Genomic DNA, 22728 nt, shown 5'->3' with positions numbered 1-22728 from the left:
ACAAAGGAATAGCGGTTTACGCGCGGGATCCGCAAGGAATCTCGGCGGAACCCACAAAACCGCGCTAGGCTCCGTGAAGGAAAGAAGGAGACGCCTTGTCAGCTATTTCGGAGCAGTCCGTCCAGTCCGCGCCCGCCTCAACCCTGCCGGGCACCCGTCGCCTGAGCAAGGTGCTGATCGCCAACCGCGGCGAGATCGCGGTGCGCATCATCCGCGCCGCCCGTGACGAAGGCCTGGCCTCGGTGGCCGTCTACGCCGATCCGGACCGCGACGCGCTGCACGTCAAGCTCGCCGACGAGGCCTACGCGCTCGGCGGCAACACTGCGGCCGAGTCCTACCTGGTCATGGACAAGCTGATCGAGGTGGCCCTGCGCTCCGGCGCCGACGCCGTCCACCCCGGCTACGGCTTCCTGGCCGAGAACGCCGAGTTCGCCGCAAAGGTCATCGCCGCCGGCATCACCTGGATCGGCCCCTCCCCCGAGGCCATCTCCGCCCTCGGTGACAAGGTCCAGGCCCGGCACATCGCCGAAAAGGTCGGTGCGCCCCAGGTTCCCGGCACCGCCGACCCCGTCAGCTCCGCCGAGGAAATCCTCGAATTCGTCGACAAGTTCGGCCTCCCGGTCGCCATCAAGGCGGCCTTCGGCGGCGGCGGCCGCGGCATCAAGGTCGCCCGCACCCGCGAGGAAATCCCCGAACTGTTCGAATCCGCCGTCCGCGAGGCCACCGCAGCCTTCGGCCGCGGCGAATGCTTCATCGAACGCTTCCTCGACGCTCCCCGCCACGTCGAAACCCAGTGCCTGGCCGACGCGCACGGCAACGTCGTCGTCGTCTCCACCCGTGACTGCTCACTGCAGCGGCGCAACCAGAAACTGGTCGAAGAGGCCCCCGCACCGTTCCTCACCGACGAGCAGAACCAGCGCCTCTACGAATCCTCCAAAGCCATCCTTAAAGAGGCCGGCTACCTCGGCGCGGGCACCTGCGAATTCCTGGTCGGCCAGGATGGCACCATCTCCTTCCTCGAGGTCAACACCCGCCTTCAGGTGGAGCACTGCGTCTCCGAGGAAGTCACCGGCATCGACCTGGTCCGCGAACAGTTCCGGCTGGCCCGCGGCGAGGAGCTCGGCTACGGCGATCCCGAGGTCCGCGGCCACTCGATCGAATTCCGCATCACCGGCGAGGACCCGGGCCGAAACTTCATGCCCGCCCCCGGCACCATCACCGCGCTGAAAAACCCCACCGGCCCCGGCGTCCGCATCGACTCCGGCGTAGAGCAGGGCGACGTCATCAGCGGCAACTTCGACTCCATGCTCTCCAAGCTGGTCATCACCGGCGCCACCCGCGAGCAGGCCCTGCAGCGCTCCCGCCGCGCCCTCGAGGAGATGGTGGTCGAGGGAATACCCACCGTCATCCCGTTCGACCTGGCCGTCGTCAGCAACCCCGACTTCGCCCCGGCGGAGGGCCCGTTCAAGGTCCACACCCGCTGGATCGAGACCGCGTTCGTCAACGACATCCCCGCCTGGACCCCGGGCGGCGCTACCGCTGAGGCGGCTGACGCCGGCGAACGCCAGCGCGTCGTCGTCGAGGTCGGCGGCAAACGGATGGAAGTTGTGCTGCCGGCATCGCTCGGAACCGTCAGCGGCGGCGGCAAGCCCGCCAAGGCCAAGAAGCGCTCCCGCAGCGCCGCCGGTCCCACGGCGGCAGCCGGCGGCAACGCCCTGACCTCCCCCATGCAGGGCACCATCGTCAAGGTGGCCGTCGCCGAGGGTGAGCGCGTCGCCGAGGGCGATCTTGTGGTGGTGCTGGAAGCCATGAAGATGGAGCAGCCGCTGACCGCGCACCGCGCCGGCATCGTCATCGGCCTGTCCGCCTCCGCCGGAGAGACTGTCTCCGCCGGTGCCGTGATCGCCATGATCGAGGATGGCGAGAGCGCCGAATAGCGGCCGCGTCGGCGGCGGTGCAGACTTAGGTCTGTGAAGCCCTTCCTGCTGCTCGCCTCCCGCGCGGAGGACGCCGCCGCCGACGACGAATATCTCGCCTACCTGCGCTACACAGGGCTGGCCGAGTCCGGGCTGCATCGGATCCGGATGGAGGCCGCGCCCCTGCCAACTCTGGACCTTGAGCGGTACTCGGGCGTGATTGTCGGCGGCAGCCCGTTCACCTCCAGCGACCCCGCGGAGGACAAAACCGACGTCCAGCACCGGGTGGAAAAGGACCTGTTCGCCCTGCTGGACCGGATCGTGGCCGAGGATTTCCCGTTCCTGGGCGCCTGCTACGGCGTCGGTACCCTGGGCCTGCACCAGGGCGCCGTCATCGACCGGACCTACGGCGAGGGGCTGGGCGGAGTGACCGTCAGCCAGACCGACGCGGGCCGGCAGGACCCGCTGCTGCGCGGACTGCCGGAATCATTCACCGCGTTCGTCGGGCACAAGGAGGCCTGCACCGTGCTGCCCGGCGGCGCGGTGCTGCTGGCCAGCTCCGAGACCTGCCCGGTGCAGATGTTCCGGATCCGGTCCAACCTCTATGCCACCCAGTTCCATCCGGAGCTCGACGCCGACGGCCTCACCACCCGGATCGATATTTACCGGCACGCCGGCTACTTCCCGCCGGAATCCGCCGAGGAACTCATGGCCCAGGCCCGAAGCCACAACGTGACCGAGCCGATGGCCATCCTGCGCAACTTCGTGGAGCGGTACGCGCGCTAGCCCGCCCAGGAGGCCGCCGCCGTCGTACGCTCCTCCCCGGTTACCGCCCACCGCACCCTCCCCGGACACGGAAATGCCCGGCGTGTCGGGTGTACACGCCGGGCATTTGCCGCAGTAACCGGGGAGGAGCGTCAGGCCACGTTGTTCTCGTAGTCCAGATCGCGGGTCTCGCGGCTGATGAACAGCGCGATCAGCGTCAGCACGGCCATGACCGAGAGGTAGATGCCCACCAGGACGGGGCTGCCCTTGGCGGACTCCCACAGCCAGACGGCGATGAACGGAGCCACGGCCGCACCCAGGATGGAGGAGACGTTGTAGCTGATGGCGGAGCCGGTGTACCGGACGTTGGTCGGGAAGAGCTCCGGCAGCAGCGCACCCATCGGTCCGAAGGTCAGGCCCATCAGGGAGAAGCCGATGATCAGCAGGCCCATGGCACCGGCGAACCCGGCGCTGAACAGCGGCACGAAGAGCAGGCCGAAGACGAAGATGCCGGTGGTGACGGCGAGCAGCATCTTGCGGCGTCCGTACTTCTCGGCCAGCGGGCCGGAGACCAGGGTGAAGATGCCGAAGAACACGACGCCGGCGATCAGCATCCAGAGGAAGTCGTTGCGGGAGTAGCCCAGGCCCGGGACGAACGCGGCCGCGGCGGCCTCGCTCATCGGCTTGCCGGCCTTCTCCGCGGCGGCCTGCGCGCCGGCCAGGGTCGGCTTGGTGCCGTAGGTCAGCGTGAACGTGGTCATCAGGTAGAAGAGCACGTAGGTGGCGAGCATGATGAAGGTGCCCAGGATCAGCGGGCGCCAGCTGGTCTTGAAGACCCGGCCCAACGGCAGCTTGGCGACCTCGTTGCTCTCCAGCACCTTGGTGAAGGCGGGCGTTTCGATCAGCTTCAGCCGGACGTACAGGCCGATGATGACCATGACGGCGCTGACCAGGAACGGCACGCGCCAGCCCCAGTCGCTGAAGGCCTGCGGGCTCAGGGTGTAGCTGAAGACCAGGAAGAGCACGTTGGCGATGATGAAGCCGATCGGCGCGCCCAGCTGCGGGAACGTTCCGTAGATCGCGCGCTTGTTGGCCGGGGCGTTCTCCGTCGCGAGCAGCGCGGCGCCGCTCCATTCGCCGCCGAGGGCCAGGCCCTGGGCGAAGCGCATGACCACCAGCAGTGCCGGCGCCCAGAATTCCCAGCCCGGAACCAGGGCGGTGGGGAGGCAGCCAATCAGGAAGGTGGCGATGCCCATGGTGAGCAGCGAGGCCACGAGGGTGCCCTTGCGGCCGAATTTGTCACCGAAGTGGCCGAAGACGATCGAGCCGAGCGGACGGGCGACGAACGCGACGCCGAAGACGGCGAAGGAGCTCAGGAGCTGGGTGGTCTCGTTCTGGCCCGGGAAGAAGAGCTTCGGGAAGACCAGGACGGCGGCCGTGGCGTAGACGTAGAAGTCGTAGAACTCGACGGTGGTGCCGATCAGGCTGGCAACGATCACGCGGCCGCGCGAGTTCACCTGCTTGGCGGATCCATGCTCCGTCGACATGGCGGTGGGTGACATGTGAGAACGCTTTCATCAAGACCGGTGGCCCGTGGGGGCCGTCCGGCAAAGGAGTGGAATATATCTGCCATATTACGCGGCACTGTCCACGAGTTGGACATTTATTTCACTATTTGGACATCTGCGTGTCGCCCGGATCAGGGGTTGACTGGACCGCGATGCCGCCGGGGTCTCACGCCCTGACTGAGCCCCGGATAGGCAAACGTCACAGCACGTTTACATTCGGCGAGCGTCCCGGAAATGCGGCCTCCCTAGCTTTGAGGGAACATCCCCAAGGAGGTCCCCGTGACAGAACGCACCGCAGACACCGCCACCCTCACTCCCCCGACCGTTCCCGCCCTGGAACACCGGCCCGGCCGCTGGATCGCCAACTGGGACGCCGAGAACCCGGCCCAGTGGGAGTCGGTGGGGCGTGGGATCGCCCGGCGGAACCTGAACTGGTCCATCTTCGCGGAGTTCCTGGGCTTCGTGGTCTGGCAGCTCTGGTCGATCGTAGTCGTGCAGCTACCGACGGCCGGTTTCCGTTTCTCCACCAATGAGATCTTCTGGCTCATCTCGATGCCCAGCCTGGTCGGAGCGACCCTGCGCATCCCGTACACCTTCATGGTCCCGCGCTTCGGCGGCCGAAACTGGACGGTCGTCTCGGCGCTCCTGCTGCTGGTCCCCTCCACCGGGCTGGCGTTCTGCGTGGCCAACCCGGGCACCCCGTTCGGCGTCATGCTGCTGGTGGCCGCCCTGGCCGGTTTCGGCGGCGGCAACTTCGCCAGCTCGATGGCGAACATCAGCTTCTTCTACCCGGCCCGGGAAAAGGGCTGGGCGCTGGGCCTGAACGCCGCCGGCGGAAACCTGGGCGCCGCCGTCGCCCAGCTGGCCGTCCCGGTCGCCGTCACCCTGCTGGCCGCCGGCACCATCAACCTGCCCGTGGCCGGGCTGATGTGGGTGCCACTGATCCTGCTGGCGGCATTCGGCGCCTGGAAGTACATGGACAACCTCACCAGCGCCAAGGGTGACGTGGCCGGCTCCCTCGCCGCGGTCCGGGAACCCCACCTGTGGGTGATGGCGCTGCTGTACATCGGCACCTTCGGCTCGTTCATCGGCTTCGCGGGCGTCTTTCCCAAGCTGATCAAGGATTACTTCCCGGCGTTCTCCTCCTTCGGGGTGGGAACCGTGGCGCTGTCCCTGGCCTTCCTGGGCCCGCTGGTGGGATCCCTGGCGCGGCCCTACGGCGGACGGATGGCGGACCGGCTGGGCGGGGCGCGGATGACCGTGGCCGCGTTCGCGGCGATGGCCGCCATCACCCTGACCGTGGTGTGGACGCTGCCGCTGAAGAACTTCTGGCTCTTCCTGGTCCTGTTCCTGGCCCTCTTCACCGCCAGCGGCTTCGGCAACGGCGCCACCTACCGGATGATTCCGGTGATCTTCGCACTGCACAGCCGCGCCGCCCGCACCGGGGCCGCTCCGGCGGCCACGCAGAAACTGGCATCCTCGGCGCTGGGGCTGATCTCGGCGATCGGCGCCTACGGCGGCTTCGTGATCCCGCAGGTACTCAACGCCGCGAACACCGCCACCGGCTCCTACACGCCGGCGTTCTACGGCTTCGTGGCGGCCTACGTCCTGATGCTGGCCGTGTGCTGGGCCTGCTACCTGCGCCCCGCCCGGCACGGCAAGGGGCACGTCTAGATGGCCGACGGCGCCGCGACCCACTGCCCGTACTGCGCCCTGCAGTGTGCCATGACGCTGACCGTGCCGGGGGCCGCGGAGGTCCCGCTCGAGGTGACCGGCAGGGAGTTTCCTACCAACCGTGGCGGGCTCTGCCGGAAGGGCTGGACCTCGACGTCATTGCTCGAGCACCCCGGGCGGGTCACCGAACCGCTTCTCAGGGGCGCCGACGGCGTGCACCGGCCGGTCGACTGGGATGCCGCCTTAAACCTCATCGCCACCGCGGTTCGGAAGACCCGGGGCGCCCACGGCCCGGACGCCGTCGGCGTGTTTGGCGGCGGCGGGCTGACCAACGAGAAGGCGTACCAGCTGGGCAAGTTCGCGCGGCTGGGGCTGGGGACCTCGCGGATCGATTACAACGGCAGGTTCTGCATGTCCTCCGCCGCGGCGGCCGGGATCCGCGCGTTCGGCCTGGACCGTGGGCTGCCGTTCCCGGTGGCCGACCTGGACGGTGCGTCGACCGTGCTCCTGCTGGGCTCCAACGTGGCGGAGACGATGCCCCCGTTCGTGCAGCACCTGCGCGGGGCGCGCGACGCCGGCGGCCTGATCGTCGTCGACCCGCGGCGCTCCGCGACGGCCGCGTTGACGTCCGACGGCGCCGGACTGCACCTGCAGCCGCTGCCGGGCAGCGATCTCGCCCTGCTGCTGGGGCTGGCACATGTGGTGATCCACGAGGGCCTGGCGGATCACGCCTACATCGCCAAGCGCACGGCCGGCTACCCGGCCCTAGCCCCCAGCGTGGCTGGCTTCTGGCCCGAGCGGGTGCAGTCCCTCACCGGAGTGCCGGCCGGCCTGGTCCGCGAGACCGCCCGGCGGCTGGCCGACGGTGCGCGCCGCGGCGGCAGCTACGTCCTGACCGGCCGCGGCGTGGAACAACACGTGGACGGGACGGACACCGCCACCGCCGCGATCAACCTGGCCCTGCTGCTGGGCCTGCCGGGTTCGGCCCGGAGCGGCTACGGAACGCTGACCGGCCAGGGAAACGGACAAGGCGGGCGCGAACACGGCCAGAAGGCGGACCAGCTGCCCGGCTACCGGAAGATCACCGACCCCGCGGCGCGGGCCCACGTCGCGGGCGTCTGGGGAGTTCCCGAGGCGCTGATCCCGGGTCCCGGGGTCCCCGCCGTCGATCTCCTTGCCTCCCTGGGACAGCCCGACGGCGTCCGCTGCCTCTTCGTGCACGGCGCCAACGTTGCGGTGTCCGCCCCGGATGCGAACGCCGTGACCGCGGGCCTGCGTCGGCTGGATTTCCTGGTGGTCTGCGACTTCTTCGTCTCCGAGACGGCGGCCGAGGCGGACCTGATCCTGCCGGTGACCCAGTGGGCCGAGGAGGAGGGTACGGTGACCAACCTCGAGGGCCGGGTGCTGCGCCGCCGCCGGGCCGTGACTCCCCCGGCCGGGGTCCGCAGTGAATTGTGGATCATGGCCCGGCTGGCCGAGTTGCTGGACGCGCCGTCGACCTTCAGCGAGGACCCGGAGACGGTGTTCGAGGAACTCCGCCGGGCCTCCGCCGGCGGACCGGCAGACTACTCCGGGATCGATTACGCGATGCTGGACCGCGGCGAGGAGGCCTACTGGCCGTATCCCGCGGGCAGCGCCGGGACGCCGCGGTTGTTCCTGGATGCCTTCGCCCATCCCGACGGACGTGCGGTGTTCACGCCGGTGACGCCCCGGCGTCGTACGCCGTCCGCCGACTCGGCCGGTTCCGCAGGTTCCGCGGGTTCCGGCGACGGGGGCGCCCCGATGACCCTGGTGACCGGACGCTGGCTGGAGCATTACCAGTCGGGAGCCCAGACCCGGCGTGTGCCCGCGTTGGTGGACGCACGGCCCGAGGCGCGGCTGCAGCTGCATCCCTCGGCCGCCGCGGCGCAGGGCATCGACGACGGCGGCCTGGTGCTCGTGGCGAACGGCCGCGGTGAGGTGCTGTGCCGCGCCGACGTCAGCCCGGACATCCGCCCGGAAACCGTGTTCCTGCCGTTCCATTTCGCCGGGGTGGAGAGCGCGAACCGGCTCACGGAGGCCGTAACGGACCCCGTCTCCGGGATGCCGGAATTCAAGACCAGCCAGGTGTGGGTGCGGCCGATTGCTGCCGCAGCGCCCGCCGTGGCCCTGCAGAGTGAAGGTGCCTCATGAGCGAGCGTGTTGTGGTGGTGGGCTTCGGCCCGGTTGCGGCGAGGCTGGTCGATGAACTGCTGCCGGCGGTGGCGTCCGGGGTGGTGGAGCTGACCGTGGTCGGCGAGGAACCGGTGGCCGCCTACAACCGGGTGCTGGTGGCGGACTTGGGCGTCGGCCGGACCAGCGCGGACGCCCTGGCCCTTGCCGATGCGGCGTCCCTGGTGGCCGCGGGCGTCGACGTCCGGCTGGGCGTGCGGGTCCGCCGGGTGGACCGGGCCCGCCGCCTGCTCCTGCTCAGCGACGGCAGCACCCCGCGCTATGACCGGCTGGTGTTCGCCACCGGCGCCCGGCCCGTGATTCCCAACCTCACCGGGCTGAACCCGGATCCCGGACGGCCCGCCCTTCCGCCCGGGGTGACCGCGCTACGCGACCTGGGTGATGCGGCGGCGCTGCACGCAGCGGTGGCCGGCGGCAAACGCGTGGTGGTCCTAGGCGGCGGTGTCCTGGGCCTGGAAACCGCCCTGGCCGCCGCCGAGGAGGGCGCCACCGTGACCGTGGTGCACAATGGCCCGTTCCCGCTGGGCCGCAGCATCGACCGCGGCGGCGGGGCCGTGCTGGCGGCATCGCTGCGGAACTGCGGGGTGCGGATGGCCGGCAATGCTCGATCCGTGGGCGTGGAGACGGACGACGACGGCGGCTTCTCCGCGCTGCTGCTGGACGACGGCTCCGCGATCGACGGGGACCTGCTGGTGCTGTCCTGCGGCGTGCGGCCCCGCGTTGAGCTCGCGGAGGGCTGCGGGCTGCCGACGGCGGCCGGCATCCTGGTGGACCACCGGCTTCGCGCGCACCACGAGCCGCACGTCTTCGCCGTCGGGGACTGCGCGGAGGTCCGCTGCCCCGATCCGGACTGCGTGGACTGCCGGGTTCCCCGCGGACCGTCCGGACTGGTGGGGCCGGGATGGCGCCAGGCCGAGTGGCTGGCCGGCTACCTCACTCTGCTGGCGTCCGGTGCTCTTGCGGAGGCTCAGGCGATGCCGCCGCTACCTTCGGAACAGCCAGCCGTGGTGGTGCTCAAGGCGCGCGGGCTGACCATGGCCGTGGCCGGTGACGTCACCGCGGATCCTTGGGACGAGGAGGCGCTGTGTTCCGGGTCGGCCACGGACCGGCCACGGCTGCAGGTCTCGCAATGGGCCGACCCCGAGCACGGCCGCTACGTCAAAATGTCCACCCGCGCCGGGGTACTTGAGGGTTTGGTGGCCGTCGGGATGCCCCGCACCGCGGCCGAGCTGGTGCAGCTCTTCGAACGCGGTGCGGAACTACCGGCGGACCGGTCGCTGTTGCTCAGGCTGGACGGTCCGGAGGCTAATACCTCGCAGGCCGCCCACGACCCGGCGCGGACCGTTTGCCGCTGCGCCGGGATCAGCGGAACAGCCATTGCTTCAGCCGTTTCCTCCGGATGCTCGACAGTTGCCGAGGTCTCCGGGACCACCCGCGCCGGCACCGGCTGCGGCAGCTGCCACGACGAGATCAGGGGCCTGATCGAAAAGCACTTCCAGGCGGCGGTGGCGTAGGGAGCGGCCCGGTGGGGGTGCGCCGACGTCGCGAACCTGAGACCGGCCTGAACAGCTGGTAGCTTATGACAGCGGCCCAGTCTCAGGCGCCGCCTTCCAAGGGGGAAATTTTGAAGAAATCACTCGCATTTGTCGTGCTCACCGGGCTTCTGCTCACCGGGTGCGGCGGCAAGCAGATGTCCGCACCATCTGAAGCATCACCCAGCATTTCCGCAGCCGCGGCTGTGGAAGGCGCCATCTCCGTTCCCGGCCTGGTCGGGATGACCCTGGACAAGGCCACGAACCAACTTCAGGATCTGGGTCTCAAGGTCAAGGCAACCGACGTTGATAACGGCAAGTCGATCATGGTCAAAAGCAACTGGACCGTCGCCCGCCAGGGCACAGCGGAAGGCACCAAGGTAGACAAGGGCGCGACCGTTGAACTGGGGGTCCATCACCTCACCGACTCCACCCCGACGCCGACACCGACTCCGACGCCGACTCCGGTCAAGGTCGTAGAGGCTCCGCTCGCGCCGGTGGTCCCGGCCGCTCCTCCGGCGGTGGCTGAGCCGCCCGCTCCCGCCTACGTTCCGCCGGCACCGGCCTATGTCCCGCCGGCACCGGTTCAGGCTCCGCCCGTCTATGGCGGAATCATCTGCAAGGACGGCTACGCATGGCCGTCTTCAACCCGTCGGGGCGCTTGCAGCGGTCACGGAGGCATCAGAAACTAGCCCGAGAAAGGTGCCGGGCCACCCTGTGGCCCGGCACCTACACTCCGGTCAGGCGTTCCTGGCAGCTGGGCGAGACGACCCGCAGCGTGCTGGCCGGGTTGGCGACGAGGGCCGCGGCCGGCCTGACCGGACGCCGCTCGAGGTTACCACCGCAGTTGGGGCACGCCCCGTCGCGGAAACGGGCGACGCAACCGGGGCACCACGTGCACTCGAAGGTGCAGATGTAGGCCTCGTCGGTGGGCGCGATGTCGCGATCGCAGCATTCGCAGTTCGGTCGGATCTCAAGCATGCGACCAGCCTACCGGCCGGTAACTAATGCGCCGGACGGCTGGGGCTCAAGCAAACCCAGCACCGCCGGCTGGCTGCTGCTGAAGCTCGGCGCCCCGCCCGGTGCTGATCACGGCCGTAGACATGTCCAACACCGCGCACACAGCGTGGAACGGCTCTTGACGGCGGCGTCCGGACAGCATGTGATGGACGGGAACTGATCCCGGACCACTCCTCTGCCGGACGCCCGCCGTCCGGAACGCCGAAAGGACAACGAATGTCCCTGCTCGACTCCGCCCTCTGGAACGGCAAGATCTACCTCAACGGCTGGCGGGACGGGGGCGGCGGGACCGGCACCGCCGTCGAGCCGGCCACGGGCGAGGAGCTGGGCAGCTACGGGGTCGCCTCGGCGGACGACGTCCGGGAGGCCGCCGCCACGGCGGCGAAGGCTCAAAAGGAATGGGCTGCCCGGAATCCGGAGGAGCGTGCCGCCGTCCTGCGCCGCGCCGGGCAGCTCTGGGAGGAGCACGCCGCCGACATCCAGGACTGGATCGTCCGCGAATCCGGCGGCATCCCTCCCAAGGCCGGCCTGGAAACGCACATCGCCGCCAACGAATGCTACGAGGCCTCCGCGCTGCCCTCGCTGCCGGCCGGGGATGTCCTGACCTCCAACGAAAACCGCTGGTCCTTTGCCCGCCGCCGGCCCGTCGGCGTCGTCTCCGTGATCTCCCCGTTCAACTTCCCGCTGATCCTCTCCATCCGCGCCGTCGCCCCGGCCCTGGCCCTCGGCAACGCCGTGCTGCTCAAGCCGGATCCGCGGACCACGGTGTGCGGCGGCGTCAGCGTCATCCGCATCTTCGAGGAGGCCGGGCTCCCGCCGGGGCTCCTCTCGCTGCTCCCCGGCGGCGCGGAGGTGGGTGCCGCCGTCGTCGAGGCCGAGGGGGTGCGCGTGATCGCGTTCACGGGTTCGACGGCGGCCGGCCGGAAAATTGGCGAGACCGCCGGCCGGCTACTCAAGCGCGCCCACCTGGAACTGGGCGGCAACAACGCCCTGATCGTCCTGCCCGGTGCGGACATCGCCAAGGCGGCCTCCGCCGCCGCGTTCGGGTCCTTCATGCACCAGGGCCAGATCTGCATGGCCGCCGGCCGTCACATCGTGCACGAGGACATCTACGACGAATACGTCGCCGCCCTCTCCGAGAAGGCCGCGCACCTGCCCGTGGGCGACCCGAAAAGCGGCACCGTGGCGCTCGGCCCGGTGATCGATGAACGCCAGCTTCAGCGGGTGGACGGGATCGTCCGGGACGCCGTCGCCGCCGGCGCGAAGCTCGCCGCGGGCGGCACCCACGACGGCCGCTTCTACCAGCCGGCCGTGCTGGTGGACCTGGACACGGACAGCCCCGCCTGGAAGGACGAAATCTTCGGCCCGGTGGCCCCGGTGATGAAGTTCTCCACCGTGGACGAGGCCGTGGCACTGGCCAACGACAACGAATACGGCCTCTCCATCGGCATCCTGGGCGACGTCGGCCTGGCCATGACCATCGCCGACCGGCTGGACTCCGGCAAGGTCCACATCAACGAACAGACCGTCTCCGACGAGGCCAACTCCCCCTTCGGCGGCACGAAGAACTCCGGCAACGGCTCCCGGATCGGCGGCCATCACGCCAACATGGAGTCCTTCACCGAGATCCAGTGGCTCACCATGCGGCCGGACATCGCGCCCTATCCGTTTTAGGAGCGGGCCACCCGCGCGGCGGCGGTCTCCACCAGGGCCTCGAGCCAGTGCTGGTGCTGCTTCTCGATGCTGCGCCGGACCACCGGTCCCAGCAGCGTCGCGAGGACGCCGCCCTGGACCTCCTCGGTGACGATCAGGGTGCCGCCGTCGTCCGTGCGCTGCAGGTCCCAGCGGTGGTAGCCGGTGGAGCCGCGGCCGGCGCCCTCCCAGCCGAGCCGGGTGCAGGGGGCGAACTCGCGGACCGTGCTGGCCACGCGCAGGCCGAAGGTGGTCCAGTCGAACCGGGACGAGGCCTCAAGTTCCGTGCCGCCGCCGTCGAGCACCACGTCCTTGGCATTGCGGTACCAGGCCGGCCAGCGCGGCGCCTCGATCAGTACGGGCCAGAGCTGCTCCGGCGTGAGGTCGGTGCGGAGCTCGTTATAGGCGTACACCCGGGCCGAGGCGGGGTCGAAGCCGGCGGGCCAATCGGTGGTGGGGTTCACTTGCTGCTCCTGAACTGAAGACGGAGGTAGGCGTCGAAGAGGCCCGAGCCGAGGAAGCGGCGGGACTGGACGATCGCCTTGGCGGCGGGGGTGACGGTGTAGCGGGACCGGGGTTTGCGAGCCGTCGCGGCGTGTTCGACGACGGCGGCCACGGCGTCGGGCTCCGCGGCCAGCAGCGGGGATGCGTAGGAGACGGCCATCTGCTCGTCGGCCGCGGCCCGGAGCTGGGCGTACGGGCCGCCGTCGGCGCCGGAGGCGGCGAGGGTGCGGGCGGCGGTGGCGCCGAAGCCGGTGCGGATCAGGCCGGGGGCGATCAGCGAAGTGCTGATGCCGAAGGGCGCCGTCTCGAAGCGCAGCGCGTCGGTGATGGCCTCCACGGCGTACTTGCTGGCGTGGTAGTAGCCGCCCACCGGGAAGGTGACACGGCCGCCCATGGACCCGATGTTGACGATCCGGCCGGAGCATGCGGCGCGCATGCCGGGCAGCACCAGCTGGATCATCCGGGAGAAGCCGAAGACGTTCGTCTCGAACTGGCGGCGGACGGCGTCCAGGTCCGCTTCCTCGATGGTGCCGTATTCGCCGTAGCCGGCGTTGTTGATGAGGATACCCACGCTGCCGTGCCGTTCCTCCACGGTGCGGACGGCCGCGGCCATGGAGTCCTCGTCGGTGACGTCCAGGGGCAGGACGGTGGCGCCGGCGTCGGCGAGCACGGCGAGGGTTTCGGGCCGACGCGCGGTGGCGTAGACGGTGAAGCCGGGCCGTTTGAGCAGCCGTTCGGCGGCGGCCCGGCCGATGCCGGAGGAGGCTCCGGTGATCAGAACTGCGGTGGTCATGGCTGGTCCTTGGGTTCGTGGGGATAGATGGTGAAGCCTGCGGTGAAGATGGCCACGCCGCGGCGCAGCCGGTCCGGGAGCGCGTCGGGGGCGGCGACGCCTGCTTCCAGGCCGCGGGTGAAGGCGAACAGCATTTCGGCCGCGTCCCGGGCATCGGCGCCGGGATAGGCCTCCTGTACGGTGCGGGTGAGCAGATCCAGCATCGCCTCGTCGTACCGCCCCAGCGCCTCGGGGGCGAGCCGGGTTTCCACACCCAGCAGCTCGGCGGCGTGTGCCGGGCTGTCCCGCCAGATCCGCATCACCAGCTCCAGCTTGGCCAGCAGGATTCCCGCCAGCCGCTCCTCCGGCGCCGTGCCGGCAGCCGCGGCCGCCTCCGAGGCGGCGCGGGCGTCGGCCAGCAGGCGTTCGACCAGGGCGCGGAAGACGTCTTCCTTGCTGCGGAAGTACTGGTACAGCGCGGGCCGGGAGACTCCGGCCTGCCCGGCGATGTCGTTCATGGTGGTGCGGCGGGCCCCGTGCCGGGTGAAGCACACGTAGGCGGCCCCGACGATGTCAGCACTGCGGTCGCTCATGCCTGACACTTTAGGCATTAAACGTCAGAATGTAAAGCATGCCGTGTCCGGGATGCCCTGGCGCCGGTTAAACGCCGAACGCCGGCGGCCCCGAGGGGCGCCGGCGTTCGGACCGTGGGTGGAGCGGTGCTACATGTGCACGTGCAGGCGGCGGGCCGCCTCGGAGATCGATCCGCTCAGGGACGGGTAGACCGTGAAGGTGCTGGCGACGTCGTCGACGTGCATCTTCTGTGTCACGGCCAGCGAGATCGGGAAGATCAGCTCGGAGGCGTTGGGGCCTACGACGACGCCGCCGATCACGGTGCCGGAGCCCTTGCGGGCGAAGATCTTGATGAAGCCGTCGCGGTGGTTGCGCATCTTGGCGCGGGCGTTGCTGCGCAGCGAGAGCTTGACGACGTCGCCCTGGTACTTGCCGGAGTCGATGTCCGCCTCGGACACGCCCACGTTGGCGATCTCGGGCGAGGTGAAGATGTTGGACGCCACCTGGTGCAGCTTCAGCGGGGCGACGCTGTCGCCGAGGAAGTGGGCGATGGCGATCCGGCCCTGCATGGCGGCGACGGAGGCCAGCGCCAGGACGCCGGTGCAGTCGCCGGCGGCGTAGATGTTCGGGGCGGTGGTGCGGGAGACGCCGTCGACCTTGATGTGGCCGCTCTCGGTCAGCGCGACGCCGGCATCCTCCAGGCCGATCCCCGCGGTGTTCGGGATGGACCCGACGGCCACCAGGCAGTGGCTGCCGCGGACGGTCGAGCCGTCCGCCAACGTAACGATGACGCCGTCGTCCGTGCGTTCCACGGTTTCGGCGCGGGCCCGGGACAGCACGGTCACGCCGCGGCGTTCGAAGACGCCCTCGAGGACCTCGGCGGCGTCCGCGTCGGAGCCGGGCAGGACCCGGTCGCGGGAGGAGATCAGGGTGACCTTGGAGCCCAGGCCGTTGTACGCGGAGGCGAATTCGGCGCCGGTGACGCCGGAGCCCACCACGATCAATTCCTCGGGCAGCTCGTCGAGGTTGTAGATCTGCGCCCAATTCAGGATGCGTTCGCCGTCCGGGCGGGCGGTGGGCAGTTCGCGCGGGTGGGCGCCGACGGCGAGCAGGACCGCGTCCGCCTCGACCGTCTCCACGCCCTCCGCGGTCAGGACCTCGATCGTGTGGTTGTCGAGCATCTTGCCGGAGCCGAGCATGATGCGGACGCCCTGGCCCTCGAGGCCGCGCTGGATGTCGGCGGACTGCTGCCGGGCCAGGCCGAGGAGCCGGTCGTTGATGTGCTTGAGGTCCGCGCGCATGGTGGGCATGCAGTCGCCGCCGTCGACGTCGAACTTCACGCCCAGCTCCCCCGCCTCGCCCACGCGGGTCATCAGGTCCGCGGTGGCGATCAGGGTCTTGGAGGGGACGACGTCGGTGAGCACGGCGGAGCCGCCGAGGCCGGCGCGCTCGATGATGGTGACCTGCGCTCCCAGCGAGGCGGCGACCATGGCCGCCTCGTAGCCACCCGGCCCTCCGCCGAGAATCGCGATACGGGGTGCACTGAAATCGGGATGCGTAGTCACAATCATCCATTCTCCATCATCCGGACCGGCGCCACCAAGCCACGGTGCTGGGCAGCGCGGGGGCGGCAGGGTAGCTTGTTCCAGTGAGCAACACGGAATTCCTGAACACTGACCCCTTCGACGCCGCCCGCGCCGCCGCCGACTACATCGCGGAGGAGACCGGCGTCGACAGCCACGACATCGCCCTGGTGCTGGGCTCGGGCTGGGGGGACGCCGCCGAACTGATCGGCGAGACCACCGCCACCCTGTCCGCGGACGAGGTCCCGGGCTTCTCCGCCCCGTCGGTGGTGGGCCACGTAGGCACCATCCGCTCGGTTCTCACCCGCGAGGGCAAGCGCGCCCTGGTGCTCGGCGCGCGCACGCACTACTACGAGGGCAAGGGCGTCCGCGCCGTGGTGCACGGGGTCCGGACCGCCGCCGCCGCCGGCTGCAAGACCCTGGTCCTCACCAACGGCTGCGGGGGCTTGAACGAAGACTGGGCTCCCGGTACACCGGTGCTGATCAGCGACCACATCAACCTAACCGCTACCTCCCCGCTGGAGGGCGCCACCTTCGTGGACCTGACCGACCTCTACTCCTCACGCATCCGTGGCCTGGCCCGCGAGGTGGATTCAAGCCTGGACGAGGGCGTCTACGCGCAGTTCACCGGCCCGCACTACGAAACCCCGGCCGAGGTGCAGTATGCCAAGCGGATCGGCGCTTCCCTGGTGGGCATGTCCACCGCGCTGGAGGCCATCGCCGCACGTCACGCGGGCATGGAGGTTTTCGGCATCTCGCTGGTGACCAACCTCGCCGCCGGCATCAGCCCGGTACCGCTGAGCCACGAAGAGGTCCTCGAGGCCGGCCAGGCCGCGGGCCCGCGCATCTCCAAGCTGCTCGCGGAGATCATCGCCAAGCTCTAAGTCGGCCGGCTCAGCCTGCCGCCAGCTGCGCCACGGTCCGGGCCCGGTCCTCCGGGAACCGCCGCTCCATCGAGTCGGCGATCCCGGCGATGGTCTGCCGGGCCAGGGTCTGCCGCCACACCAGTTCCGCCTGCCGCATCGTCTGGGAGACCAGGCAGGACCGGGTGAAGTCGTCCCGCGTCGCGGCGCCCGGGACGTTGCCCAGGATGCCCTCGCAGCGGAAGGCCGGTTCCTGGCCCTCGATGGCCAGCACCACGTCCAGGACGGTGATGGCATCCGGCCGCCGGGCCAGCGCGAACCCGCCGCGCGGGCCGGAGACCGAGACCAGGATCCCGTCCCGGACCAGCGCCTGCAGCTGCTTGTTCAGGTAGGCGGCGGGCAGGTTATACAGGGCGGCGATCCGGCCGCTGTTGACGGCCTCGCCGGCGGGGGTCCAGGACATGGCGACGCACGCGTGCAGCGCCCATTCCACCCCTCGCCCCATCCTCATATTCCAGACGCTATGTGTCCGGAAATTGGGGTGTCAACGGGCCGAGGGGCCCTGTGGGGGTCTCCTGCGGCAATCCTGAGCCAGCCCTGCGGAGGGTCCGGACGTAATGGAACTGTAAGGCCGCCCGCGCTTGTCGCGGCGCGCCGGCCCCCGGTTTGCCGCTAGTTTGGTATTCATGACGTCTTCCGATGCCGCACTGAACGATCTCCTGGGCGAAGCCCGCGCCTGGGCCGGACAGGACCCGGATCCGGCCACCGCCGCCGCCCTGGCCGAGCTCATCCGCCTCACCGAGGAAGGCGCTCCCGGCGCCCGCCAGGAACTCGCAGACAGCTTCAGCGGCACCCTGGAGTTCGGCACGGCAGGCCTCCGCGCCGCCCTCGGCCCCGGCCCGAACCGGATGAACCGCGTAGTGGTCCGGCGCGCCGCCGCAGGGCTCGCCGCCTTCCTCACCGGCGCCGTCGGCCAGGCCGCCGCCGGCACCCGGCCGCGCGCCGTCGTCGGCTACGACGCCCGGCACAACTCGGACGTGTTCGCCCGCGAGACCGCCGCCATCTTCACCGCCGCCGGCATCGAGACGTTCCTGATGCCCGCCGCACTGCCCACCCCGCTGCTCGCCTACGCCGTGCGCGCCCTGGACTGCGACGGCGGCGTGATGGTCACCGCCAGCCACAACCCTCCGCAGGACAACGGGTACAAGGTCTACCTGGGCCGGCACGCCGTCGAGGAGTCCGGCCGCGGCGCCCAGATCGTGGCACCCTACGACGCCCGGATCGCATCCGAGATCGACGCCGTCGGTGCACTCGAGTCGATCGCCCTCGCCGAGGACGGCTGGACGGTCCTGGAGCCCTCCATCGCCACCGACTACCAGGCCGCCGTCGCGGCGCTGGTGATGCCGGAGCACTTCCCGGCCCGCGACCTGAAGATCGTCCTGACCCCCATGCACGGCGTGGGCGGGGACACCGCCGTCGCGGTACTGAACGCCGCTGGCTTCGCGGACGTTACCCTGGTCACCGAGCAGGCCCTCCCGGACCCGGACTTCCCCACCGTCAGCTTCCCCAACCCCGAGGAACCCGGCGCCCTTGACCTGGCGCTGGAGACCGCTGCCCGGGTGGACGCGGACATCGTGATCGCCAACGACCCCGACGCCGACCGCGCCGCGGTGGCTGCCAAGGACCCGGACACCGGCGCCTGGCGGATGCTGCGCGGCGACGAGGTGGGCGCCCTTCTGGGCGCGCACGTCGTCGCCCGGCTCGCGGCCGACGGCGGCACTGGGCACGGCAGCGCTGTTGCGGGCGCCGCGCAGGACGGCGATACCGCCGGCGTGTTCGCCAACTCCATCGTTTCCTCCCGGCTGCTGGCACGCGTGGCCACCGCCGCAGGCTACGACCACCAGGAAACCCTCACCGGCTTCAAGTGGATCGCCCGCGTCCCGCACCTGCTCTACGGCTACGAGGAGGCCCTGGGCTACTGCGTGGCCCCGTCCCTGGTCCGGGACAAGGACGGCATCTCAGCCGCCGTGCTGATCGCCGAACTCGCCGCCGCGGCCAAGGCCGCCGGCCGGACCATCTTCGACACCCTCGACGAGCTGTATCTGGTGCACGGCCTGCACGCCAGCGACCAGCTCAGCATCCGGGTGGCGGACCTGGGCCTGCTGGACGCCATGATGAACCGGCTGCGGGTCAGCCCGCCGGAATCCTTCGGCGGCTCCGCCGTGGAGACCGCCGCGGACCTGTCCGAGGGCAGCGAACAGCTCCCGCCCACCGACGGCCTGCTCTACCTAACCCGCGACGGCAGCCGCGTGATCATCCGGCCCAGCGGCACCGAGCCGAAACTCAAGTGCTACCTGGAGGTGATCCGGGGCGTGGAATCCGCCGCCGGCCTGCCCCAGGCCCGGCAGGAGGCGCGCGCAGCGCTGGACGCCGTGCTGGCGGACGTGCGCGAGGCCCTGGGCCTCTAAATCCCTTGAGCCTCTAGCGCCCCCCTCGCGGGGACGCAGCTTCAAGAGATACGGGCCGTGGCTAAAGCCGGATTTCGATGAAGCCGTCAACGGCGCGCGCCGGATAGGTTGCCAGCCGCAGCTCCGGGTTGCCGAGGCACTCCCCGGTCAGCAGGTCGTAGACCTCCTTGTGCAACGGGGACGCCAGGGTCCGCCGGGTCCCCCGCGATCCGGTAATCCCCCGGGCCATGACGTGCGCGCCGGTGGCCGGATCGGCGTGGTCGACGGCGAAGACCTCACCGCCAGCCGTGCGGAACACTGCCACCTGCCGGCCCGCGACCAGTGCCGCCTCACCCCAGCCTGGCTCCAGGACCTGCACCGCGCAGATCCGGTGCCAGCCGGTCCCGTGCGTTCCCGTCATCTGCTCCGCAAAACTGCGGGCCGCGTCATCCAGTACGGCAGTCATCCGGGGCTCCTCCCTGCTTGCTTCCGGTTTCCCGGCCGCCGCTGCGGCCATTCCCCCACGCTAGGACCATCGTGTAACGGCCACATACAGCCCATGTGTCCGGCCGGTAAAAGAGACCTCACCCGGGCCGAAACCCGTCCGTGATGCAGAAGTTAAGACCACGAAACATTCGGGAAACTGACGCGAAACTGCCGCTGCCTAGGCTGGCCGGAGATGTTGCAGCACACCGCCTGCGGCCCAACGAAAGGCCACCCGTGACCGGACAGACCGCCAGCCCCCGCCCCTCCTCCCCCGCACCCGCCGCGGCGCGCCGCGTCGTCGTCGCCGGCGGCGGCCCCGCAGCCCACCGCTTCGTGGAGGCCATGCACGCCCGCGGTCTGGCCGGCTGGCAGATCACCGTGCTGACCGAGGAGGCCCACCTGCCCTACGACCGGGTGGCGCTGAGCAAGGCGCTGACGGATACCGGCGTGGACCTCACCCTGGGCGAACCCTCCCTGTGGGACCACGGGGCGCTCACCCTCCGGACCGGCGAGCGCGCCACCGGAATCGACACCGCCGCGAAAACGGTGCAGACCGCCGCCGGCACCGTCTACCCCTACGACGAGCTGGTGGTCGCGACCGGCTCGGACGCGGCCCGCCTGCCCATCCCGGGCGCCGAACACACCCACGTCTACCGCACGCTGGAGGACGTCCGGGCCATCAACGCCGAAATCGCGGACCTCACCGCGGCGCTGGGCCGCACGGTCAACGCCGTCACCATCGGCGGCGGCCTGCTGGGCCTGGAGGCGGCGGCCGGCACCGCCCAGCTCGGCGCCAACCCGGTCGTCATCAACGGCTCCCCCTGGCTGATGAACACCCAGCTGGACGAGGGCGCCGGGCAGGCCCTCGGCCGGCTGATCGAGGCCAAAGGCTTCACCGTCCACTGCGGCGTGTTCCCCGCCGAGGTGCTCTCCGACGACGCCGGCCGGGTCACCGGCGTGCTGCTGGCCGACGGGCGCGTGATCGACGCCGACATCGTCATCGCCGCCGTCGGCGTGCGGCCCCGCGACGAGCTGTTCCGCACCGGCGACGGCGGGCCCCAGCAGTTCCGGCTCGGCCCGCGCGGCGGCGTCGTCATCGGCGAGGACTGCCGCACCGAGGTCCCCGGAATCTGGGCGATCGGCGAGGTGGCCAACTTCGGCGGCATGTGCCTGGGCCTTGTAGCGCCGGCGAACACGATGGCTGAAATCGTCGCGGACCGGCTGCACGGCGGCGCCGCGACCTTCCCCGGCTTCGACACCGCCACCAAACTCAAGCTCTCCGGCGTCGACGTCGCCAGCTTCGGCGACGCCTTCGCCCGCACCGACCACGCGCTGGAGATCGTCTACGCGGACCCGGCCCGAGGCGTCTACCAAAAGATCGTCACCACCGACGACGCCGCCACCCTGCTCGGCGGGATCTTCGTCGGCGACGCCGCCCCGTACACCGCGCTGCGGCCGCTGCTGGGCCGCGCACTGCCGGCCGAACCCGGCGCCTACCTCACCGCGGCCGGCGGCGGAGTCGACGCCCTCGCGGCCGAACTGCCCGACGACGCCATCCTCTGCTCCTGCAACAACGTGGCCGCCGGGACCATCCGCGACGCCGTCAACGGCTGCGGCACCTGCGAGGGCAGCGAACCGGTCCGGGACCTCCCCGGGCTCAAGGGCTGCACCCGCGCCGGCACCAGCTGCGGATCATGCATCCCGATGCTCAAGAAGCTCCTCGACGGCGAACTCACCAAGTCCGGCGTCGAGGTCTCCACGGCGCTGTGCGAACACATCGGGCTCTCCCGCCAGGAACTCTTCGACGCCATCCGGGTCCTGGAACTGACCTCCTTCGAGGACGTCATGGACCGCTACGGCAGCGGCGAGGGCTGCGATATCTGCAAGCCCACCATCGCCAACATCCTCGCCAGCCAGCACGGCGCATACGTCCTCGACGCCGGCCGCGGCACCCTCCAGGACACCAACGACCGGGCCCTGGCGAACATGCAAAAGGACGGCACCTACTCGGTGGTGCCGCGGATCGCGGGCGGTGAGATCACGCCGCAGAAACTCGGCGTGATCGCCGCCGTCGCCGAGCAATACGGCCTGTACACGAAGATCACCGGCGGCCAGCGGATCGACATGTTCGGCGCCCGGCTGGAACAGCTCCCGGAGATCTGGAAGCTGCTGGTGGACGCCGGGTTCGAATCCGGCCAGGCCTACGGCAAGAGCCTGCGCACCGTGAAGTCCTGCGTCGGGTCCACCTGGTGCCGCTTCGGGGTGCAGGATTCGGTGGCCATGGCCATCCGCCTGGAACTCCGGTACCGCGGCCTGCGCAGCCCGCACAAGCTGAAGATGGGGGTCTCCGGCTGCGCCCGCGAATGCGCCGAGGCCCGCGGCAAGGACGTCGGCGTGATCGCCACCGCGGACGGCTGGAACCTCTACGTCGGCGGAAACGGCGGCGCCACCCCGGCGCACGCGCAGCTTCTCGCCAAGGACCTCGACGACGAGACGCTGATCCGCTACATCGACCGCTACTTCATGTACTACATCCGCACCGCCGACCGGCTGCAGCGCACCGCCCGCTGGCAGGAGGAGCTCGACGGCGGCATCCGCCACGTCGAGGACGTGGTGGTGCACGACAGCCTGGGCATCGCCGCGGACCTCGAGGCAGCCATGGCCAAACACGTGGACACCTACGTCGACGAGTGGGCCGAGACCCTGCGGGACCCGGACCGGCTGCGCCGCTTCCGCTCCTTCGTCAACGCCCCGGGCCAGGCGGACGACTCCATCACCCTCGTCCCCGACGACCGCGGCCAGATGCGGCCCGCCACCGCGGAAGAAAAACGCTCCCGGCTGATCGCCACGACCATCCCCGTCAGGTCGGCCGGCCCCGCCGCCGGCGAACCCACCGAAAGCAGGGTCTAAGCATGCAGCTCAGCATCGAACTCACCGGCCGGACCGTCCTGGTCGCCGGATCCGACGCCGCCGCACGGCAGGCCGTCCGGCGCTACCGGGCCGCCGGCGCCGTCGTCGGCCGCCTCACCGGCCCGGACGCCCCGGCGGCTCCGGGGCCGCTGCCCTTCCTGGTGGCCGCGGTGGACGACGGCCAGCCCGGCTGGCCGGCCCGCCTGGACCGG

General features: G+C 70.6%; 19 protein-coding genes, 1 tRNA gene and 3 pseudogenes. 14 read left to right on the top strand and 9 right to left on the bottom strand.

Going from position 1 to position 22728, the window contains the following annotated elements; genetic code table 11:
• Positions 1–104 precede the first annotated feature (104 nt).
• The gene (locus tag AB0305_RS16190; RefSeq protein ID WP_364137313.1) at positions 105–1937 is read left to right on the top strand and encodes a biotin carboxylase N-terminal domain-containing protein; all 1833 of its coding nucleotides are present in this window, start codon (positions 105–107) and stop codon (positions 1935–1937) included.
• Between the two features lie 33 nt (positions 1938–1970).
• A complete protein-coding gene (locus tag AB0305_RS16185; protein ID WP_364136947.1) occupies positions 1971–2702 on the top strand; it encodes a glutamine amidotransferase in 732 nt (243 codons plus the stop codon).
• A gap of 131 nt (positions 2703–2833) precedes the next feature.
• Here AB0305_RS16185 and AB0305_RS16180 read toward each other — a convergent pair whose 3' ends face one another.
• Entirely contained in the window at positions 2834–4243 is a 1410-nt protein-coding gene (locus tag AB0305_RS16180) for an MFS transporter (protein WP_364136945.1), read from the bottom strand.
• 285 nt (positions 4244–4528) lie between these two features.
• Here AB0305_RS16180 and AB0305_RS16175 point away from each other — a divergent pair, with 285 nt between their 5' ends.
• The 4 genes from AB0305_RS16175 to AB0305_RS16160 all read left to right on the top strand — a co-directional run bounded on the left by AB0305_RS16175 (position 4529) and on the right by AB0305_RS16160 (position 10358).
• Positions 4529–5923: an MFS transporter gene (locus AB0305_RS16175; RefSeq protein WP_364136943.1), complete on the top strand. Its 1395-nt coding sequence runs from the start codon at positions 4529–4531 to the stop codon at positions 5921–5923.
• Positions 5924–8095, top strand: coding sequence for a molybdopterin oxidoreductase family protein (locus AB0305_RS16170; RefSeq protein ID WP_364136941.1), 2172 nt, complete (start codon positions 5924–5926; stop codon positions 8093–8095).
• Positions 8092–9648, top strand: coding sequence for an FAD-dependent oxidoreductase (locus tag AB0305_RS16165; protein WP_364136939.1), 1557 nt, complete (start codon positions 8092–8094; stop codon positions 9646–9648). Before AB0305_RS16170 ends, AB0305_RS16165 begins: the two co-directional genes overlap by 4 nt.
• A 110-nt stretch (positions 9649–9758) precedes the next feature.
• Entirely contained in the window at positions 9759–10358 is a 600-nt protein-coding gene (locus AB0305_RS16160) for a PASTA domain-containing protein (protein ID WP_364136937.1), read from the top strand.
• 37 nt (positions 10359–10395) lie between these two features.
• On the opposite strand, the gene AB0305_RS16155 is transcribed toward AB0305_RS16160, so the two are convergent.
• Positions 10396–10647 carry a DUF1272 domain-containing protein gene (locus tag AB0305_RS16155; protein ID WP_290258481.1) on the bottom strand — a complete coding sequence of 84 codons (252 nt, stop codon included), beginning with the start codon at positions 10645–10647 and terminating at the stop codon, positions 10396–10398.
• Between the two features lie 255 nt (positions 10648–10902).
• Here AB0305_RS16155 and AB0305_RS16150 point away from each other — a divergent pair, with 255 nt between their 5' ends.
• Entirely contained in the window at positions 10903–12360 is a 1458-nt protein-coding gene (locus AB0305_RS16150; RefSeq protein WP_364136935.1) for an aldehyde dehydrogenase family protein, read from the top strand.
• On the opposite strand, the gene AB0305_RS16145 is transcribed toward AB0305_RS16150, so the two are convergent.
• The 4 genes from AB0305_RS16145 to AB0305_RS16130 form a co-directional block, all read right to left on the bottom strand.
• Positions 12357–12842: an SRPBCC family protein gene (locus AB0305_RS16145; RefSeq protein WP_364136933.1), complete on the bottom strand. Its 486-nt coding sequence runs from the start codon at positions 12840–12842 to the stop codon at positions 12357–12359. The two genes, AB0305_RS16150 and AB0305_RS16145, sit on opposite strands and share 4 nt — an antisense overlap.
• On the bottom strand, positions 12839–13675 hold the full coding sequence (locus AB0305_RS16140) for an SDR family NAD(P)-dependent oxidoreductase (protein WP_364136931.1): 837 nt from the start codon (positions 13673–13675) through the stop codon (positions 12839–12841). Before AB0305_RS16140 ends, AB0305_RS16145 begins: the two co-directional genes overlap by 4 nt.
• Positions 13672–14247: a helix-turn-helix domain-containing protein gene (locus tag AB0305_RS16135; RefSeq protein ID WP_364136929.1), complete on the bottom strand. Its 576-nt coding sequence runs from the start codon at positions 14245–14247 to the stop codon at positions 13672–13674. Before AB0305_RS16135 ends, AB0305_RS16140 begins: the two co-directional genes overlap by 4 nt.
• Before the next feature lie 129 nt (positions 14248–14376).
• The gene (locus AB0305_RS16130; RefSeq protein WP_364136927.1) at positions 14377–15792 is read right to left on the bottom strand and encodes an NAD(P)H-quinone dehydrogenase; all 1416 of its coding nucleotides are present in this window, start codon (positions 15790–15792) and stop codon (positions 14377–14379) included.
• Positions 15793–15875: 83 nt separating this feature from the next.
• Here AB0305_RS16130 and AB0305_RS16125 point away from each other — a divergent pair, with 83 nt between their 5' ends.
• Positions 15876–16694, top strand: coding sequence for a purine-nucleoside phosphorylase (locus AB0305_RS16125; RefSeq protein WP_364136925.1), 819 nt, complete (start codon positions 15876–15878; stop codon positions 16692–16694).
• Between the two features lie 10 nt (positions 16695–16704).
• On the opposite strand, the gene AB0305_RS16120 is transcribed toward AB0305_RS16125, so the two are convergent.
• On the bottom strand, positions 16705–17184 hold the full coding sequence (locus tag AB0305_RS16120) for an Rrf2 family transcriptional regulator (RefSeq protein ID WP_364136923.1): 480 nt from the start codon (positions 17182–17184) through the stop codon (positions 16705–16707).
• Between the two features lie 175 nt (positions 17185–17359).
• On the opposite strand from AB0305_RS16120, the gene AB0305_RS16115 reads away from it, so the two are divergent.
• On the top strand, positions 17360–19141 hold the full coding sequence (locus AB0305_RS16115; protein ID WP_364136921.1) for a phospho-sugar mutase: 1782 nt from the start codon (positions 17360–17362) through the stop codon (positions 19139–19141).
• Between the two features lie 61 nt (positions 19142–19202).
• Here AB0305_RS16115 and nirD read toward each other — a convergent pair whose 3' ends face one another.
• The gene (gene nirD / locus AB0305_RS16110) at positions 19203–19586 is read right to left on the bottom strand and encodes a nitrite reductase small subunit NirD (protein ID WP_364136919.1); all 384 of its coding nucleotides are present in this window, start codon (positions 19584–19586) and stop codon (positions 19203–19205) included.
• Positions 19587–19729: 143 nt separating this feature from the next.
• Between nirD and AB0305_RS16105 the strand changes: the two are divergent.
• Positions 19730–21271 (top strand): annotated as a pseudogene (locus tag AB0305_RS16105) (FAD-dependent oxidoreductase); the annotation flags it as partial.
• 27 nt (positions 21272–21298) lie between these two features.
• Here the strand turns inward: AB0305_RS16105 and AB0305_RS16100 are convergent.
• Positions 21299–21526: a hypothetical protein gene (locus AB0305_RS16100; protein WP_366173385.1), complete on the bottom strand. Its 228-nt coding sequence runs from the start codon at positions 21524–21526 to the stop codon at positions 21299–21301.
• On the opposite strand from AB0305_RS16100, the pseudogene AB0305_RS16095 reads away from it, so the two are divergent.
• From AB0305_RS16095 to AB0305_RS16080, 4 genes and pseudogenes are all read left to right on the top strand, one after another.
• Positions 21416–21721 (top strand): annotated as a pseudogene (locus tag AB0305_RS16095) (nitrite reductase (NAD(P)H)); the annotation flags it as partial. The gene AB0305_RS16100 and the pseudogene AB0305_RS16095 sit on opposite strands and share 111 nt — an antisense overlap.
• Positions 21691–21810, top strand: a tRNA-OTHER gene (locus tag AB0305_RS16090). The pseudogene AB0305_RS16095 and the gene AB0305_RS16090, both read left to right, overlap by 31 nt.
• Positions 21779–22516 carry a hypothetical protein gene (locus tag AB0305_RS16085; protein ID WP_364136917.1) on the top strand — a complete coding sequence of 246 codons (738 nt, stop codon included), beginning with the start codon at positions 21779–21781 and terminating at the stop codon, positions 22514–22516. Before AB0305_RS16090 ends, AB0305_RS16085 begins: the two co-directional genes overlap by 32 nt.
• 2 nt (positions 22517–22518) lie before the next feature.
• Positions 22519–22728: pseudogene (locus AB0305_RS16080) on the top strand (uroporphyrinogen-III C-methyltransferase); the annotation flags it as partial.

The sequence above is a fragment of the Arthrobacter sp. NPDC080086 genome (genome assembly GCF_040702285.1).
This window is presented reverse-complemented; position numbering and strand designations above follow the sequence as displayed.